Below are 15,298 nucleotides of genomic sequence, written 5' to 3'. Positions count from 1 at the left end.
GGGACGGCATGTGGCCCGCAGACTTTCGCGCATTCTGCTCATCGGCGCGGTAAGGTCCCCTCATGGCGTACCGGGGTCGCATCGACTTGCGGCTCGCCAGCCGGGTACTGCTGCTTCAACTGGTGCTCGTGACGCTGACGTTGGTCGTGGCATTCGCGTTGTTCGCCCAGTTCAATCGGCACCGCCTGGACCTTCAGTATGGTGTTCACGCGTTGGACATCGCGCGCGTGGTGGCGTCGTCTCCGACGGTGCTCGCCAACATCTCACGCTACGACCAGATCCCGTTGGCCCCGAGCGCCGCAGTGGTCGACGAGCTGGCGTCCGGACCGCTGCAAAGCGTTGCCTCACGAGTCGAGCAACGCACCCATGTGCTGTTCGTGGTCATCGCCAACACCCAGGGCATCCGGCTGGCGCATCCGCGTCGCGACGAGTTGGGCGGCCGGGTCAGCACCGATCCCGGGGAGGCGCTGGGCGGTCACGAACAAATAGTCCACCAATCCGGCACCCTAGGGCGGTCGATCGTCGCGAAAGTGCCTGTGGTGGAACCCGGTTCGAATCGGGTGCTGGGAATGGTCAGCGTCGGCATTTCCACCAAGGCATTCGACGAGCAGTTCTCCAAGAATCTGCGGGTACTGGCCCCGTTGGGAGGTGCGGCGCTGCTGATCGGTGTGGCCGGGTCGGTGGCGCTGGCCCGCCGCTGGCGCGGGCTGACACTGGGTCTGCGGCCGACCGAGATGGCCGAGATGGTCCGCACTCAGGCGGCCGTGCTGCACGGTATCGGCGAGGGCGTTCTGGCGGCCGACGAAAGCGGAAGCATCACCTTCGTCAACGACGAGGCGTGCCGATTGCTCGAGATCGGCAACGACGTGGGCCGCCGCATTGACGAGATCGGGCTGACCCCACGCGTTCTCGATGTGTTCACCGCGGCCGAGGCCGCTCCCTCGCTGGCCACGGTCGGCCAACGGATCGTCGTGGTCTCGGCGCGAAGGGTATCGCGCGACGGGCGCGAGCTGGGAACGGTATTGGTGGTGCGGGACCGGACCGATGTCGAGTCGTTGACCCGCCAACTCGACGCGGTGCAAGTGATGAGCACCGCGCTGCGCGCGCAACGCCATGAGTTCGCCAATCGCCTGCACCTGCTGAATGGGCTGTTGCACACCGGCCACGTCGAGGAGGGATTGCAGTATCTGGAGGAGCTGTTAGGGTCGGGGCCGCTCGCGTCGGCAGTACCCGGTATCGACGCCATCCGAGACACCCATCTGCAGGCGTTTCTGGCGGCCAAGGCCGCGGCCGCCCGCGAGGCCGGGGTTACGTTGCGGATTGGCGAGAACACCTGGATTACCGGCCGCCTCGAGTCGCCCGTCGACGTCACCACCGTGGTGGGCAACTTGCTGGACAATGCGATCGACGCCGCCCGCGTGAGCCAAAACGCTCCCAGAGAAGTGGAAATCGAGCTCCTGCAAGAGGGTTCGACGTTGCACGTCACGGTGGCCGACAGTGGCGACGGTGTGGCGCCCGAATTCGTCGAGCAGCTGTTCACCGAGGGCACCACGACGAAGCGGGACTCCGGAATACCGGGCGGGCGGGGCATCGGGCTTGCGTTGTCACGCCAGATCAGCCGTTCCCGGGGCGGCGATCTTTGGCTGTCGAGCCGGGGCGACCCGGCATCACCGCTGCGAGGCGCAGAGTTCATCGCCCGGCTGCCGGGCGTGCTGGCCGAGGAGGGGCAATGGGTGGCTCAGACCTGACCGTGCTGGTGATCGACGACGACTTCCGCGTCGCCAACATGCATGCCGGAGTCGTTGCCGCGATGCCGGGTTTCGCGGTGACCGGTACCGCCAACACCGTTGCGGCCGCGCGCGAGGCACCTGCCGTCGACCTGGCGCTGGTAGACGTCTACCTGCCCGACGGCTCCGGAATCGATTTCGTTCGCGAACTGCGTTCCGACAGCATGATTTTGACCGCGGCGACCGAAGCCGAGACCGTCCGCGCAGCCATGGCCGCGGGCGCGTTGAGCTACCTCGTCAAGCCGTTCTCGACCACCGAGCTTGCCGCCCGGCTGTCCGGCTACGCTCGCTACCGCAAGATCCTGGCGGGCGCCAACCTCAGTGCCCGCGACGTCGACGCGGCGCTGGATGCGCTTCGCCCCCGCCTGGCCCAGGCCCAGTCCTCGGCAACCGCGGCCTCCCCCACCAAACAGCTTGTGCTGCAGGCGTTGAAGAAGTCACAGACACCCATGTCGGCGGCCGAAGTATCAGCAGCCATCGGCATATCCAGGGCCACCGCACAACGCTATCTGGCGGCGATGAACTCCAGCGGCGACGTGAGCGTTGGGCTGCGCTACGGCGCCACCGGCCGGCCCGAGCAGGAATTCGCGGCGATCGTCTCGCGCTGAGCGGGTCAACAGACCAATACGGCGGCGGCCTACGCGGCCCGTCCAGCGGTTCGGAGGCCGGCCAGCCCGTGGTTGCGGCCCGGCTGGTGGGCGAAGTAGTCGGCGTCCGTGCCGTCGGGCCGGGCCGCGGCCGGATCGATCGCACCGAGATTGGATGCCACGACGGTGCCCGGGCCGCCGGCCGCCACCGTGACCAATCGCTTGGCCAGTCCCTTGGGCAGTAGCGGCACTAGCGGCATGAGTGCCCACCGCGCGCTGGGCTCGTGGCGGTGGCGGATCAGCGCTTGTTTGATGGTGGCCCGGATGTCCCGTAGGTCTGTCGGTGCGGGTAACTGCTCGACGGTGATGTCGGCGTTGGTGACCGCGTTGGCCCGGGTATCGCCGGGGATCCGTTCATTGACGGGCATCGCCAACGTGAGCGAGCCATTTTCGGCGACCCGCCCCACCCGTTGTGCGAACCGAGCCGCCACACCGGTCACCCGACGGCCATTCTTGGACGCCGCAGGATGCAACCATGACTTTATTCCTGTCTGATTTCGGGTGTGATTCGGAAATTATTTGGTGACCGGAAAATTGGGTTCGCCAAGAAATGGCCGATGGTGATTGCGTGACAATCGACCGGCCCGCGGGCTCACCAGGCCAGCCACGGGTTGGTCATCGGAAAGAGGGCCAGCAGTACGCTCTCGGCGGCCGCTTCATCGACCTCGGTGTAGGACTGGGCGACTTGCCTGAACGCCGCGCCGGTTCGCATCAGTTCTTCCTGCGCAGCCTGGTTCAGTGCCAGTATCGAAGCTGCTTGGGTGCAGAACCCCGCCACCGCCTGCGCGGAGACCTCATCCGCCCCGGCGGGAGCGAGGCCGGTCACCGAACTCGCCGCTGCGGCGGCGGCCTGCAGGGAGCGGATACCAAGATCGGCCATTTGGCTACCGATGTCGGCCACCACCGGATCAAATGATATGGGCTGCATTAACGTACTCCTCGTCTGCTCGTGTCGAATTCGTCTGCCCGGCGGGAAAGTGACAGAACGGCAACTCGAGAATGGATATTCAATCCGCACCCATTGACCTTTCGCGCTGCTGATCGCGAATGTCTTCGGTGCTTGTGAGACCGAATTTAAGACGTCGCTGCGCTGGTGTCGCGCTTGTAGGCGATACCCGGCATAAGTGACGATTTCCGGCTTGTGCGCATTATGCTCAAGCACGGTGCCGGTAGCCGGAGCCCGGTGATTGCGCCGCGCGACAGCACAGCCGGCGTGGTGTGCTGCGTCACAATTGGCCCCAGCGATTCCGGCAACATGCCCAACGGCGCCGTCACTAAACCGTCCTGAAAAGAAAGTGCCTGGCTAGGGCTCCACGAGGCCTTAGAATTGAACAATCGTGCAGCGCAGCTGTACCGGAGTTTGCGGCAGCAGCCGCGCCACGGGCCCCGCTGATCGTTGAGTTGCTAGGCGGTCACGACCACGGTCATGTCCGCGCACAAATACATAGGAGCAGCAGGCAAATGGACACCATGTCACACGACCCGTCGGCAGGCGATATTGGTTCGCAGTTGGTCGACATCGGCAGCCAGGGCATCAGCGCGGGCAGCACTGCGGCGATGACGGTGCTGACTGGCCTGATCCCCGCAGGCGCTGAGGAGGTCTCGGCGCAGGCGGTGATGGCGTTTGCGCAGGAGGCCGCCTCGATGTTGGCGTCCAACGTAGCGGCGCAAGAAGAGCTGATGCGGACCGGTTCGGCGCTGACCAACATCGCCCGGATGTACGGCGACGCCGACGACAGCGCCGCCGACGCCCTGGCCTTCCGTGGTGCGGCGATATCCCGTTCGGGCGCGGGTGGCGCCGGGGCAACGCTTGCCCCGGGACTCATGGGCCCCGGGGCAGTACAGGCAGCGGCTGAATCGGTGGCGCGCGCGCCGCTGATGTCGCAGATGGTGGAAGCGTCATCGTCGCCGATGGCGTCGACCGTTGCCAACGCCGGATCGTCGGCGATGAGCGGCGCGGCGCCGCTGAGCAGCGGAATGGGCGGCGGCGCACCGGCCGGCGGCGCCTCCAAAGCAGGTCTGACGTCAGCTACCGGACCCGCGGATCAGGACGAACGCGAACGCGACGAGCAGGCCGACGCGCAATCCGGTGAACGCCTGGCCTGACAAGCCCCGTCGGTCCCGCAATAATTCCCTAGCTGACTCCGCGCATCCGTGGCGAGCGCTCGGCCGACTGCATGCGGTAGTCAACAGTCGCACGCCACGGTTCTGTTTGCAGCGCATCTCCTACGCTTGCGCTGTCCCGTGGTAGCGCAGGAAGCGAAAGAGAGGGCGTAGTGACCAACCCGGACATGGCCACCATCTTGCGGGAGATGAAAATCCCGGAGCGGTTGACCGGCAGCCAGGCGCTGCGCGACTTCTTGCTCATCTACATCGATGACCAGGAGTCGCTGGCGAACAACCCGGAACGACTCAAGCAGTTGAACGGCCTACTCATACTTTCGCACCTGGAGGTGGTCAACGCTCTCGGGTCGCTGGAATCGGCCGCCGCTGAGCAGCACGTGGAGAGGTTCCGCAAAGAGATCAACCGAAAACACCGGAAACGCTGGTGGTTCTAGCCTGGGTCATGCATCGTACGGTGAGGTGTGCGCTGGATCGTCGACGGTATGAACGTGATCGGCAGTCGCCCGGACGGTTGGTGGAAAGACCGTCACGGCGCCATGGTCGCGCTGGTGGGCAAGCTGGACCGGTGGGCCGCTGACGTGCGCGGCGCGCGCGGTCACGCGGTGACCGTGGTGTTCGAGCGGCCCCCGTCCAGGCCTATTCGCTCTTCGGCGGTAGAGGTGGCATATGCACCCGAAGCCGCTGCCAATTCGGCTGACGACGAGATCGTCCGGCTGGTGCAAGCCGACGCTCAACCGGATGCGATTGCCGTCGTGACGTCGGACAAGGCGCTGACCGACCGGGTCCGGCAGTTAGGCGCCACCGTCTACCGGGCGGAACGTTTTCGAAGTCTCATCGACCCGCCCGCCCCCGGACCCGAAGGCCACTGCCGGGTTCAATGACGACGCGCACCGCAGCACGGGGTCCAACCAGGGTGGGTGGTGACGTTCACGCCGACCCCGGCCCATTGGCCTTCGCGATGATCCGTCTCGACCCATGCCGCCCGAAGGGCGACTGGCCGGTGGGTCTAAATGCCGCTCATCTAAGGACATCGCGCCCAGTTAGCGGCAGGCCGGTGTAGTTCTCCGCCAGCCCTATCGCGGCGGCGTCGCTCGAGTACAGCCATTGCAGCTGAGACTGCTGTAACTGGGTGTCGAACGGGTCCCCGGTGGTGTGCAGCATGGTCGTCATCCACCATGAGAAGTGGGTATATCGCCACACCCTGCGTAACGCGGCCAAGGAGTAAGCGTCGGCCAGTTCGGGCTTGTTCCTTCTGACCAACGCGCTTAGCGCGGGAGCGAGCAGCGCGACGTCGGCGATGGCCAGGTTCAGTCCTTTGGCTCCGGTGGGCGGCAGGATGTGGGCGGCATCACCCGCCAGGAACAACCGGCCGTACCGCATCGGGGCCTGCACATAGCTTCGCATCGGCAAGACGCTGCGCTCAGCAATCGGGCCGGGGCGTAGCGACCAGCCCTCGATGCCGTCACCGAGTCGGCGTGCAAGGGCATCCCAGATGCGTTGGTCAGTCCACAAAGCGATGTTGGTGTGGTTGGGTACTTGCAGATACAGCCTGCTCACCGTGCTGGAGCGCATCGAGTGCAGCGCGAAACCTTCCGAATGCCACGCATAAATCAGTTCGTCGGTCGACGGTGCCACATCGGCCAGGACCGATAGCCACGAATAGGGGTAGACGCGCTCCCAAACCTGTTTGGAGCCGTCGGGTACGGCCACGCGGCTGGGTCCCAGCGACCCGTCGCACCCGACGATCGCATCGGCGTCAAGCCGGTGCGGCACCCCGGCGCCGTTGATGAATGTGAGATACGGCCGTTCGGTGTCGATGTCGTACAAGGTGGCGTCGGCAACCTCATAAAAGATGTGTTGACCGTCGGCCTGGCGGGCGGCAATCAGGTCGCGCTGGAGTTCGGTCTGTCCGTAAACCCACACGCTGCGCCCCACCAGGTTGACGAAGTCAAAACGCTGGCGTTGGCCTTCGCACTGCAGATAGATTCCGCCATGCTCGATTCCTTCCTGCGTCAGCCGCCGGCCCAGCCCCACCGACTGGAGGAGCTGGACGGAGCCGTGCTCCAGGATGCCGGCGCGGATGCGCCCCAAAACATAGTCCCGGGAACGGGTTTCGATAACCACGGAGTCGACGCCCTCGGCGGCCAGCAGGTGTGACAGCAGCATGCCGGCTGGACCGGCTCCAACGATTGCGACCTGGGTGCGCACGGTTCAAGTCAACAACAGGGTGGACAACTTACAAAGAACGGGAGCGCAGGTCTCGGCCTTGACGCGTCGCCGGGCAGCATCACAGCTGGACATTCTGTTGGCCATCGGCACTTCGGCACGCGGGAATTTGCGCATATCGCGTCGCTGAACGACCTTGGTGGTTTACGTGGGCGCCGGAAGACGCGGAATGCTATTCGCCCTGGCAGTAGTGCACCGGCGCAAGCGATTTCAGAGCGACGGCAATCTGTGACGGCGATCGATCTTCCATACCGAAACAACGGGAATGGAATCTCGCTGGATGGTGCGCTAACTCGCCCAATTTTGCATAGGGCGACCGTGAAAGATCCCGGGCAGAAAATACTCAGTAAGAACGATAACCGACTGACCGTCTACGATCATGTGATACCGCCGTGCAATGACCGGTGCATGTCGTTTTCGTTTGGAAGTTGAGACCAGCCATGCGGGCAACTCCGCCACCCACACTTCAGCCGTCTCCTTGAACATTTCCAGGCAACTAGCTACCATCAGCTCGCCAATGGGATGGTCCGTCTCCGTTAGTGTTGTCAGAATCGTCGTTGGTAGGAGATCCATCGCGATCAAGGCTTCGGCGGCTATAAATTCTTCGCCGGAACGGAGGCCTTTGAGTATTGTTTGGCGCTGCAGAATTCGGCTATCTGGTAGTCGCTCTAAGTCAGGTATTTCAGGCGCGGTGGGATGAATCTGTTGACTGATAATATCCACAACGATCTCATCATTCGTGATGATCTTGAGGATCCTCGTCAGAGTGCCGTTCGTCGCTAAAAGGATTTGCAAGTCACGGTCGAGCTTTCGTATCTCTATGTCGGACAACATGGTTCGCGTCATATCTGTTCTCCTGCGACCAGCCCAAATACATAAAACCCGCCTGCGGGCTCGATATATTGAGCGCATTCTTGGCTTGCCGGGAAATTAACTAGAACTGCCGTCGTCACACTCGCAATTCGCGACGGATCACTGGTGCGGTTAACGGCAATCAGCGTCAACAGGATTGATGCAGCTATGATACGTCGCCGGGAGCAAACTCGCAAGCTAAGCAACGGACCCATAAAGGTTGAACTCAAGCGCTCGATAGCAGCGCATTCGACAACATCGGCGGGTACCGGGAAAGGCCTTTGATCACGAAGACCTGCCGATCGGCGACCGCATCGGAAATTGCGGTGTGTCATCGCGTGGCTTCAGCTGCGTCGTAGTCGGCGAGCACCTCATTGGCGATGCGAAAAGCGTAATTCACCTCCGGTACACCGACATAGATCGCCAGATGTAGCAACAGCTCCTTGATCTCGTCGTTGGTGAGGCCATTCCGTCGTGCGGCCCGAAGATGCATGGGCAAATAGTCAGGGTGTCCGCAGGCGACCAACGCGCTCAACGTGATCATCGATCGGCTGCGCCTATCCAGCCCGGGACGGGTCCAAACGCTGCCCCACGCATAGCGGGTGATCATGTCCTCGAAGTCGGCGGTGAAGGCTGTCTTCTCGGCCATGATGCGGTCAACATGTGCGTTGCCGAGGACCTCGCGCCGCACGGCAATGCCTGCCTGATAGGCGTTGTCCCGGGTATCGATACGGCTGAGTATGAGGTCAGCGACTTGCTCAGGTGCTTCGACGGGGGCCAGGTGACCAACTTCATCGAGGACCACCACCCGGCCGTCGTTGACCCCGGACACTAGCGGGCGCAAGCATTCCGGTGGCGTTACACAGTCCTCGCCACCCGCGACCGCCAGGACAGGTGTGCTGATGTGCGATAGCCGGCCGGTGACATCGAAGTCTGCCAGCGCCTCGCATGCCAGAGCATAAGATTCGGCGTCGGTCACGCCGAGCACGTCGAGCAGCCTTGCGACAACCGCCGGCCGACGCTCGACGAACCTGGCGGAGCACCAGCGCTTAGGTGCGCACTCTGAGAGCGCGCTGATACCTTCTTCCCGAACCCGCGCCGCGCGGGTTTTCCAATCTTCGGGGGTGCCGATCGTCGCGCCGGTGCAAAGCAATGTCGCGGAAGTCAACCGGTGAGCCGCATCGAGGAGTAATTGAAGTCCGACCGCCCCGCCGATGGAAACCCCCGCGTAGTGAAAAGTACCCGCATCGGCGATCTCGTCGGCCAACGTCAATACCCCGTTCGCCAGCTCGGCGATGGTGAACGGTGATGTGGCTGCGGGGCTGTTTCCGTGGCCGGGCAGGTCCCAACCCACCACGCGCACGTAGTCAGCGAGCCGTTGGGCCGCGGCCGCCCATAGGGTGTTCGCCGACGTGCCGAGGGATGGTCCGAGCAGTAGCACGCCTGCGTCGTGGGGACCGCCGAAATCTGTTGCGATCAGGCGTGGGACCGGCACGTCGCCTCCTTGAGCGTTCAACCGTCGAAACTCGCTGTCGACCGAGTCGATTTTCCCAAAAGTTATGGCGTCAGGCATTGATTCGCTTGTTTTTGAGGTATCCGCGCAGGGATGCTAGGCGTGTGACGCGGGGTTTGCTTGCTCGACGTGGTGGCAGATTGTTTGTCTGGCAGCTCAACCTTGGTTTGTTGGCCATCATCTGGGGTTGCAGTTTCTTGTTCATCAAAGTTGCCTTGGCGGATTTGTCGCCGGCCGAGATCACGCTCGCTCGCTGCCTGCTGGGGGCTCTTGCGGTCGCTCCTGGTGTCGTGGTGATGCGTCTGGCGCTACCACACACTCAGCGATTGTGGATGCACCTTTTCGTCGCCGCGCTTTTCCTCAATACCGCGCCGTTCTCGCTGTACGGGTACGCCGAGCGGCACGTGTCGTCAGCAGTGGCTGGAGTGGCAAACGGCACGTCAGCGCTATTCACCGTGCTGTTTGCGTTTACCGTGCTGCATGACGAGCGCGCAACGGCACACACCGTATTGGGGATCCTCATTGGCCTGACCGGTGTGGCGGTGGTCCTGCGGGTGTGGGACGGTGTCCATGCCGACACTGGCGGTGTGTTGGTGGCAGTCGCCGCAGCGGCCTGTCAGGGCTTCGGGTGGGTTTATGTACGCCATTTCCTCCGTCACACCGGCTATTCGCCGCTGGTGCTCACCGCTTGTCAGCTCAGCCTTGCCAGTGCGCAATTGATACTGATTTGCCTCGCGACGGCGCCACGGATTCCGACAATGAGAACCACCACCCTCGGTGCCGTTCTGGCGCTTGGCGTTCTCGGCACGGGGCTTGCATATGTCTTGCAGCACAGCATTATTCGTGATGCCGGAGCCACTGCCGCTTCCACCGTGACGTATCTGATCCCCGTAGTCGCCGTTACCGTTGGCGCCATATTTCTGCACGAGCCTATTGGATGGAGCCTGCTCGGGGGTGCGGCGCTGGTACTACTTGGTGCGGCGCTGACGCAGCGTCGTCGGCCAACCGGCTGATCGAGCGCCAGACGTTCACGGCTGGGCGCTCGCGCAGCCGACGATTTTCGTTGACAGCCGCCGACAAATGCAGAGGATCGACATACTCGCCGCAACCGATCCGGCCAGCCGGGTGGTCAGCGGCTAGGGCGTCGGGCGGTCAGCCGCTGACTGCCGCGAGCGCGGCGTCGTAATCGGGCTCCTGCCCGATTTCCGGCACCAGCTGGGTGTAGGCCACCTTGCCGTCGCCACCGATCACCACGATGGCTCGGGCAAAGAGGCCGGCCATGGGGCCGTCGGCGATGGTGACGCCGTAGTCCTCGCCGAAGCGGTCCCGAAACGCCGAGGCCGTGGTGACGTTCTCGATCCCCTCGGCACCGCAGAATCGCTTCAGCGCGAATGGCAGGTCTTTCGACACGCACACCACCGTCGAGCCGGTTGCGGCGACCCGCTCGTTGAAGGTCCGCACGCTGGCCGCACACACCGGCGTATCGATCGACGGAAAGATATTCAGCACGACGGCCTTGCCGCGGAACTGGTCGCTGCCCACGGCGCCGAGGTCGGCGCCGGTCAACGTGAACGCGGGGGCCGAAGTTCCGACAGCGGGCAGTTCGCCGACAGTGTTGATCGCATTTCCGTGCAGGGTTATCTGTGCCATGAGCACAGTCTGCCAAGATCGGGATCGCGGCCTGTGACCAGGTCTGCCGCGGACCCATGTCCTAATTTGTGGGGTGTAGGGCGTAGACGCCATGCCGTTGTCTGGCCAACACTGAGTCCATGGCCCGCAAAGTGCTGATCGTCGGCTACTCCGGGGTTCAGGCGCTCGACGTGGTGGGACCGTTCGAGGTCTTCGCTGGCGCATCGCTGCTGACCCACGGCGGCTACGACGTCACGCCGGTCTCCCCCGGCGGGCAGCCGGTGACCACCGCAACCGGCCTTGCTCTGATGACCGAGCCGCTGCCGGATCCGAGCGCACCCGTGCACACTGTGGTGCTGCCCGGCGGTGCGGGGGTTGATGCCGCACGCGGCAACCTCGAGTTGGTGGAGTGGATCGCGGCGGTTGCGCGAACTGCCGACCGTCTCGTCACCGTCTGCACGGGCGCGTTCTTGGCGGCGCAGGCGGGATTACTCGACGGTCGACGGGCCACCACGCACTGGGCCTTCGCCGACCGGTTGGCCCGCGAGTTCCCCGCCGTCGAGGTGGATCGCGACCCGATCTTCATCCGCAGCTCCGAGACAGTATGGACCGCCGCGGGGGTGACGGCGGGGATCGACCTCGCGCTGTCGCTGGTGGAGGATGATCACGGCACCGAGATCGCGCAGACCGTCGCCCGCTGGCTAGTGCTGTATCTGCGCCGCCCTGGCGGCCAGACGCAGTTCGCGGCTCCGGTCTGGCTGCCGCGGGCCAAACGGTCCTCGATCCGGCAGGTGCAGGAGGCCGTCGAAGCAGAACCGGGTGGCGCCCACCGCGTCGACGACCTGGCGCGCCGCGCGGCGATGAGCCCACGCCATTTCACCCGGGTGTTCACCGATGAGGTCGGTGAAGCGCCGGGCCAATACGTCGAACGCGTCCGCACCGAAGCCGCGCGCCGGCAGCTGGAAGAGACCGACGACACCGTGGTGGCCATCGCCGCCCGCTGCGGGTTCGGCACCGCAGAGACTTTGCGGCGCAACTTCATTCGCCGGGTCGGCATCTCGCCGGACCAGTACCGCAAAACCTTCGCCTGACACATCAAGGAGAACACCGATGACCCAGATCGCGATCGTCACCTATCCGGGATTCACGGCGCTGGACATGGTGGGCCCCTACGAGGTGCTGCGAAACCTTCCGCACACCGAGGTGAGGTTCGTCTGGCACGAATCCGGACCGATCACCGCGGACTCCGGAGTGCTGGTGCTCGGGGCCACCCACACGTTGGCCGAAACACCCACGCCCGACGTCATTCTGGTGCCGGGCGGGCCGTCGACGCCGGTGCATGCGCGCGACGAGAAGCTGTTGGACTGGTTGCGCCGGGCTCACCGGACTGCCGGCTGGACCACGTCGGTGTGTTCCGGCTCGGTGATCCTGGCAGCCGCCGGGCTGCTCAAGGATCGACGCGCGACGTCGCACTGGCTGACCATTCCCGCGCTGAAGGCATTCGGCGCCATCCCCGTCGCCGACGAGCGGATCGTGCGTCAGGACAACGTCATTACCAGCGCGGGTGTGTCCGCGGGACTCGACCTGGCGCTCTGGCTGGCCGGGGAAATCGGCGGCGAAGGTCGCGCCAAGGCGATCCAGTTGGCGATCGAGTACGACCCACAGCCGCCGTTCGACTCCGGCCACATGTCGAAGGCGTCGGCCACCACCAAGGCCGCGGCGACGGCTCTGCTGTCCAAAGACAGCGCCACACCGGCCAACTTGACGGCCGCGACGATGCTCGCCTGGCGGCAGGCGCTGGCGGCGGTCCGGTCGCGCCGACGCAAGCGGCAGCCGGCGGTTGTATCGGGATAGTCGTGTGCCTCCGGGATCGCCATGGCGACGTGATCATCGAGAGATGACGTCGGCGCCAGGTAGTTTGATGTTGGTTTGCTTGAACGCCACCTGAAGATCCTGCACACTCACAGCCCAGCGGGATGCCCAATGTCGCCGTTCTTGCATGGGTTGACCCTTTGCTGGGTTGCCAAGCTTGGCTGCTTGCGAATCTTTGGCTAATGCACACCTGGTGGATACAGCCAGACGTCGGTTTGGGGGAAGCGTCGTGTCCCCCGATCGGGGGACAGCGGTTCGGTATGTCGGCGGATAGTTGCTCCGCGCTGACCTGTTTATGCTCGTCTAGATTTTTATTGATGAGATCTTGTTCGTGCGGACGGTCAGCCTTTGGTATATGGTGGCGCCGGGCTGGCACCGAATAGTATCGACAATGCAAAGGATTCGATGCGAGTAATGCCTGGATGGGGCCGCCCGACGCCAGCCGCGATGACGGCAGCGATTGCACGTCTGGAGCCGAGTTATCAGCGTTCCGATTTCAATACTCGTGTTATCATCCTTGCATTTAAACTGGGCCGGAATGAACATAGTATTGCTGACGTTAGACGCCGGCGCGAAGACGATTCGTGCTAATGTTTAGCGGCTGTGCGGAGCAAATTTACAGCTCGCGCGCAAGATCTCGTAGCGGAGATAATTAACCGCTGACGCCGGGGCGGAAATGACTAGTATTGTTGGTTCGATTCGCGCTGGCCGCCCATGTTGGAGCGCTCAACTTTGCGATCAGAATGCAAAACCTGCACGATCAGACTTCTGGAAGAGGTCATTGAAAATGATTGAACAACCCCATAAATCGATGCCGAAAGGCGACGTCTCTTACGCGGACGCCGCCGCGGGGCGCATGAAGGCCAGGCGGAGCAAGCTGCAGCGGCGCACGCAGGCCGCCACTGCCGCACTTGGAGCTCTGGCCCTGGCCAGCGGGGTCACCGCCGCCCTGGATGCGATCATCGCCGCGGACAGCGGCAGTTCTCATATCGGCGTGGGCCGGCTCGCCATCACTTTGGCCGCCCGTGATGGCTTCAAACTTGATAGCTGCACAAGCGCCACCAGCGATCTGACTGATAGCTCCACGACTAATTCGACGCAGAGTGACGCCACCGCCACGAACACCCAGGACGTCGATGTTGCCGATACGCCCGCCGCAACCGCTCAGATAGGCAATGGTGGTACTGAGCTGCCGACTGTGCTCGAATACCGGCCGACAATAAATCTCCCGGCGGACCACTACGATTACGATGATTCGTCCGATGACGAAGGCGGGTCAGTGAATCCGACTGAGATCTCGAATGTTCCGGCCGACAACTTTCACCCGCTACCCGACCCGGAAAGACCCGAGAACAGCGATTGGATACATAATAGCGGCGAGCAAAACATGGAAGCACGATTCAACGAATTGCCGGTCTATCGACCGCTTAACAACCTTGCGTTGGACCCGAATTCGTATGTCTACATTCCGGAAAGGGCCGGTTATGTACACATAGAAGACCTCACTCAGCTTATGCGTGATGCTCAGAATGAGGCAATAGTTAATCATTCGGCGGATAATGACGATCTGAATCGCGACATGATTATAAATGGCTTCAAGGTGGATCCGGTATTCGCCGACTATTTGCGCACCATGCAACAGGAAGACCCAATTGAATTGTTAACGCAGTTCTCAAACCAAACATTGCCAATCCCGGAAAATCACGAGTTCATATATTGGCCTGAGGGCGGAGACGAAGGCCCTCAGCCGGGTCCCTGATGCTGGCCAACCGTCTATTCAGGTCTGCTTCTCCGGGACGCCCGGTGTGCCCCTGATCGCGCAGCCGGTCGATACAGGCGCGCAGGCATAACTCCTACGATTCGAACAGCGTTACCGCGGTGAAGTTTCGGGGGCCAGGATGTGGTCGGTGGCAAGCCGGCCGCCCGCCCCTACCGGACACACTAGAGCCCGCGTCGATTGGCGGTCAGGGCTGGAGGGATGACGAATTGACTTACCCGGCAAGCGGGCTCTGATCACCGGGGGCTGCGCCGGCATCGGCAAGAAGGTGGCTCTGGCGTACGTTCGAGGCCGGCGCCAAGTAGCCATTGCCGCAAGGCGTTTGTGGAAGCCCAAAATACCGCTCGGCCGCCTGCGCCGTACGGATGAACTCACCGGCCTCTACCTGGACTTGGCCAGCGAGGCATCGAGTTACATGACGGGCTCCGATATTGTGATCGACGGTGGATATACCTGCCCCTGAGGCGAGCTTCGGTTGCGCGGTATGCGGCAACGTTGCGGGACGAGTGCGGCTCGCCGGACCAGCCGAACCGCTCGGTGACAAATCCCGGCCGGCCCTCGAGGCGTTGGCCGGGCTGGATGCCCTGGTTCGCCCGCATGGCCAAGCGCGGGTCGTGGTGCAGACCTTCTTCGGCGTGGCCACTCAGCCCCTTTCGGCCGACCGCGCCGACGCCGTGGCCGAAGCGATCGCCGGCGCGAACGCGTCCGCGCTGTATCGCGTCGGCTACGCTTACGCACCCTTCCATTGCCCGGACTGCGCGGCGTCCTACTGCGGAGAGCATTGGAACTGGCGCGAATTCGACGACGACCCGTTCAGCGGCATCGAAGGCGACTGTCCCCGTGGGCATTTCCACGTGCTGGCCTATTGAAC

15 protein-coding genes and 2 pseudogenes are annotated in these 15,298 nt (G+C 63.5%); 11 read left to right on the top strand and 6 right to left on the bottom strand.

Features of this window, described 5'->3' with window-relative positions; all coding sequences use genetic code 11:
- Positions 1–62: 62 nt before the first annotated feature.
- A complete protein-coding gene (locus B4U45_RS01245; protein WP_183155003.1) occupies positions 63–1,748 on the top strand; it encodes a sensor histidine kinase in 1,686 nt (561 codons plus the stop codon).
- Positions 1,730–2,395, top strand: coding sequence for a response regulator (locus tag B4U45_RS01240; RefSeq protein ID WP_075546756.1), 666 nt, complete (start codon positions 1,730–1,732; stop codon positions 2,393–2,395). The genes B4U45_RS01245 and B4U45_RS01240 overlap by 19 nt, the downstream gene beginning before the upstream one ends.
- Positions 2,396–2,484: 89 nt before the next feature.
- Here B4U45_RS01240 and B4U45_RS01235 read toward each other — a convergent pair.
- Together B4U45_RS01235 and B4U45_RS01230 are read right to left on the bottom strand one after the other, a co-directional pair.
- Positions 2,485–2,874: pseudogene (locus tag B4U45_RS01235) on the bottom strand (hypothetical protein); the annotation flags it as partial.
- A gap of 152 nt (positions 2,875–3,026) precedes the next feature.
- Positions 3,027–3,338, bottom strand: coding sequence for a PE family protein (locus B4U45_RS01230; protein ID WP_241780228.1), 312 nt, complete (start codon positions 3,336–3,338; stop codon positions 3,027–3,029).
- A 557-nt stretch (positions 3,339–3,895) separates the two neighbouring features.
- On the opposite strand from B4U45_RS01230, the gene B4U45_RS30210 reads away from it, so the two are divergent.
- The 3 genes from B4U45_RS30210 (at position 3,896) to B4U45_RS01215 (ending at position 5,439) form a co-directional block, all read left to right on the top strand.
- Complete coding sequence (locus B4U45_RS30210; RefSeq protein ID WP_075546753.1) at positions 3,896–4,540, top strand: PE family protein; 645 nt, start codon at positions 3,896–3,898, stop codon at positions 4,538–4,540.
- Positions 4,541–4,710: 170 nt separating this feature from the next.
- Positions 4,711–4,992 (top strand): hypothetical protein, encoded by a 282-nt coding sequence (locus B4U45_RS01220; protein ID WP_075546752.1) that lies wholly within the window; start codon positions 4,711–4,713, stop codon positions 4,990–4,992.
- A 27-nt stretch (positions 4,993–5,019) separates the two neighbouring features.
- Positions 5,020–5,439 carry an NYN domain-containing protein gene (locus B4U45_RS01215; protein WP_075546751.1) on the top strand — a complete coding sequence of 140 codons (420 nt, stop codon included), beginning with the start codon at positions 5,020–5,022 and terminating at the stop codon, positions 5,437–5,439.
- A 136-nt stretch (positions 5,440–5,575) separates the two neighbouring features.
- Here the strand turns inward: B4U45_RS01215 and B4U45_RS01210 are convergent, their stop codons facing one another.
- The 3 genes from B4U45_RS01210 to pcaDC form a co-directional block, all read right to left on the bottom strand.
- Positions 5,576–6,766 carry a 4-hydroxybenzoate 3-monooxygenase gene (locus B4U45_RS01210; protein ID WP_075546750.1) on the bottom strand — a complete coding sequence of 397 codons (1,191 nt, stop codon included), beginning with the start codon at positions 6,764–6,766 and terminating at the stop codon, positions 5,576–5,578.
- Between the two features lie 306 nt (positions 6,767–7,072).
- Positions 7,073–7,630, bottom strand: a complete 558-nt coding sequence (locus B4U45_RS01205) for a chorismate--pyruvate lyase family protein (RefSeq protein WP_075546749.1) — start codon at positions 7,628–7,630, stop codon at positions 7,073–7,075.
- Positions 7,631–7,967: 337 nt separating this feature from the next.
- The gene (gene pcaDC, locus B4U45_RS01200) at positions 7,968–9,131 is read right to left on the bottom strand and encodes a bifunctional 3-oxoadipate enol-lactonase/4-carboxymuconolactone decarboxylase PcaDC (RefSeq protein ID WP_075546748.1); all 1,164 of its coding nucleotides are present in this window, start codon (positions 9,129–9,131) and stop codon (positions 7,968–7,970) included.
- 122 nt (positions 9,132–9,253) lie between these two features.
- Between pcaDC and B4U45_RS01195 the strand changes: the two genes are divergently transcribed.
- On the top strand, positions 9,254–10,162 hold the full coding sequence (locus tag B4U45_RS01195) for a DMT family transporter (RefSeq protein WP_158006332.1): 909 nt from the start codon (positions 9,254–9,256) through the stop codon (positions 10,160–10,162).
- Positions 10,163–10,301: 139 nt separating this feature from the next.
- Here B4U45_RS01195 and tpx read toward each other — a convergent pair whose 3' ends face one another.
- Positions 10,302–10,799 carry a thiol peroxidase gene (gene tpx, locus B4U45_RS01190; protein WP_075546746.1) on the bottom strand — a complete coding sequence of 166 codons (498 nt, stop codon included), beginning with the start codon at positions 10,797–10,799 and terminating at the stop codon, positions 10,302–10,304.
- 119 nt (positions 10,800–10,918) lie between these two features.
- Between tpx and B4U45_RS01185 the strand changes: the two genes are divergently transcribed.
- From B4U45_RS01185 to B4U45_RS01165, 5 genes and pseudogenes are all read left to right on the top strand, one after another.
- Positions 10,919–11,869 (top strand): GlxA family transcriptional regulator, encoded by a 951-nt coding sequence (locus tag B4U45_RS01185; RefSeq protein ID WP_075546745.1) that lies wholly within the window; start codon positions 10,919–10,921, stop codon positions 11,867–11,869.
- Between the two features lie 19 nt (positions 11,870–11,888).
- Entirely contained in the window at positions 11,889–12,632 is a 744-nt protein-coding gene (locus B4U45_RS01180; RefSeq protein ID WP_075546744.1) for a DJ-1/PfpI family protein, read from the top strand.
- A gap of 805 nt (positions 12,633–13,437) precedes the next feature.
- Entirely contained in the window at positions 13,438–14,409 is a 972-nt protein-coding gene (locus B4U45_RS01175) for a hypothetical protein (protein ID WP_131808283.1), read from the top strand.
- 340 nt (positions 14,410–14,749) lie between these two features.
- Positions 14,750–14,890: pseudogene (locus B4U45_RS01170) on the top strand (SDR family oxidoreductase); the annotation flags it as partial.
- Positions 14,871–15,296: a hypothetical protein gene (locus B4U45_RS01165; RefSeq protein WP_131808282.1), complete on the top strand. Its 426-nt coding sequence runs from the start codon at positions 14,871–14,873 to the stop codon at positions 15,294–15,296. The pseudogene B4U45_RS01170 and the gene B4U45_RS01165, both read left to right, overlap by 20 nt.
- The last annotated feature ends 2 nt before the right edge of the window (positions 15,297–15,298 follow it).

Origin of the sequence: Mycobacterium persicum (assembly GCF_002086915.1) — a bacterium.
GTDB classification, from domain to species: domain Bacteria; phylum Actinomycetota; class Actinomycetes; order Mycobacteriales; family Mycobacteriaceae; genus Mycobacterium; species Mycobacterium persicum.
Note: the sequence above shows the minus strand (reverse complement) of the source record. Positions and strands in the feature narration are given on the sequence as shown.

What these genes read in the sequence shown, in the direction of transcription:
- B4U45_RS01245 (WP_183155003.1), top strand. Translation starts at nt 63, where the DNA reads ATGGCGTACCGGGGTCGCATCGACTTGCGGCTCGCCAGCCGGGTACTG.
- B4U45_RS01240 (WP_075546756.1), top strand. Translation starts at nt 1,730, where the DNA reads ATGGGTGGCTCAGACCTGACCGTGCTGGTGATCGACGACGACTTCCGC.
- B4U45_RS30210 (WP_075546753.1), top strand. Translation starts at nt 3,896, where the DNA reads ATGGACACCATGTCACACGACCCGTCGGCAGGCGATATTGGTTCGCAG.
- B4U45_RS01205 (WP_075546749.1), bottom strand. Translation starts at nt 7,630, where the DNA reads ATGACGCGAACCATGTTGTCCGACATAGAGATACGAAAGCTCGACCGT.
- tpx (WP_075546746.1), bottom strand. Translation starts at nt 10,799, where the DNA reads ATGGCACAGATAACCCTGCACGGAAATGCGATCAACACTGTCGGCGAA.
- B4U45_RS01185 (WP_075546745.1), top strand. Translation starts at nt 10,919, where the DNA reads ATGGCCCGCAAAGTGCTGATCGTCGGCTACTCCGGGGTTCAGGCGCTC.
- B4U45_RS01180 (WP_075546744.1), top strand. Translation starts at nt 11,889, where the DNA reads ATGACCCAGATCGCGATCGTCACCTATCCGGGATTCACGGCGCTGGAC.
- B4U45_RS01175 (WP_131808283.1), top strand. Translation starts at nt 13,438, where the DNA reads ATGATTGAACAACCCCATAAATCGATGCCGAAAGGCGACGTCTCTTAC.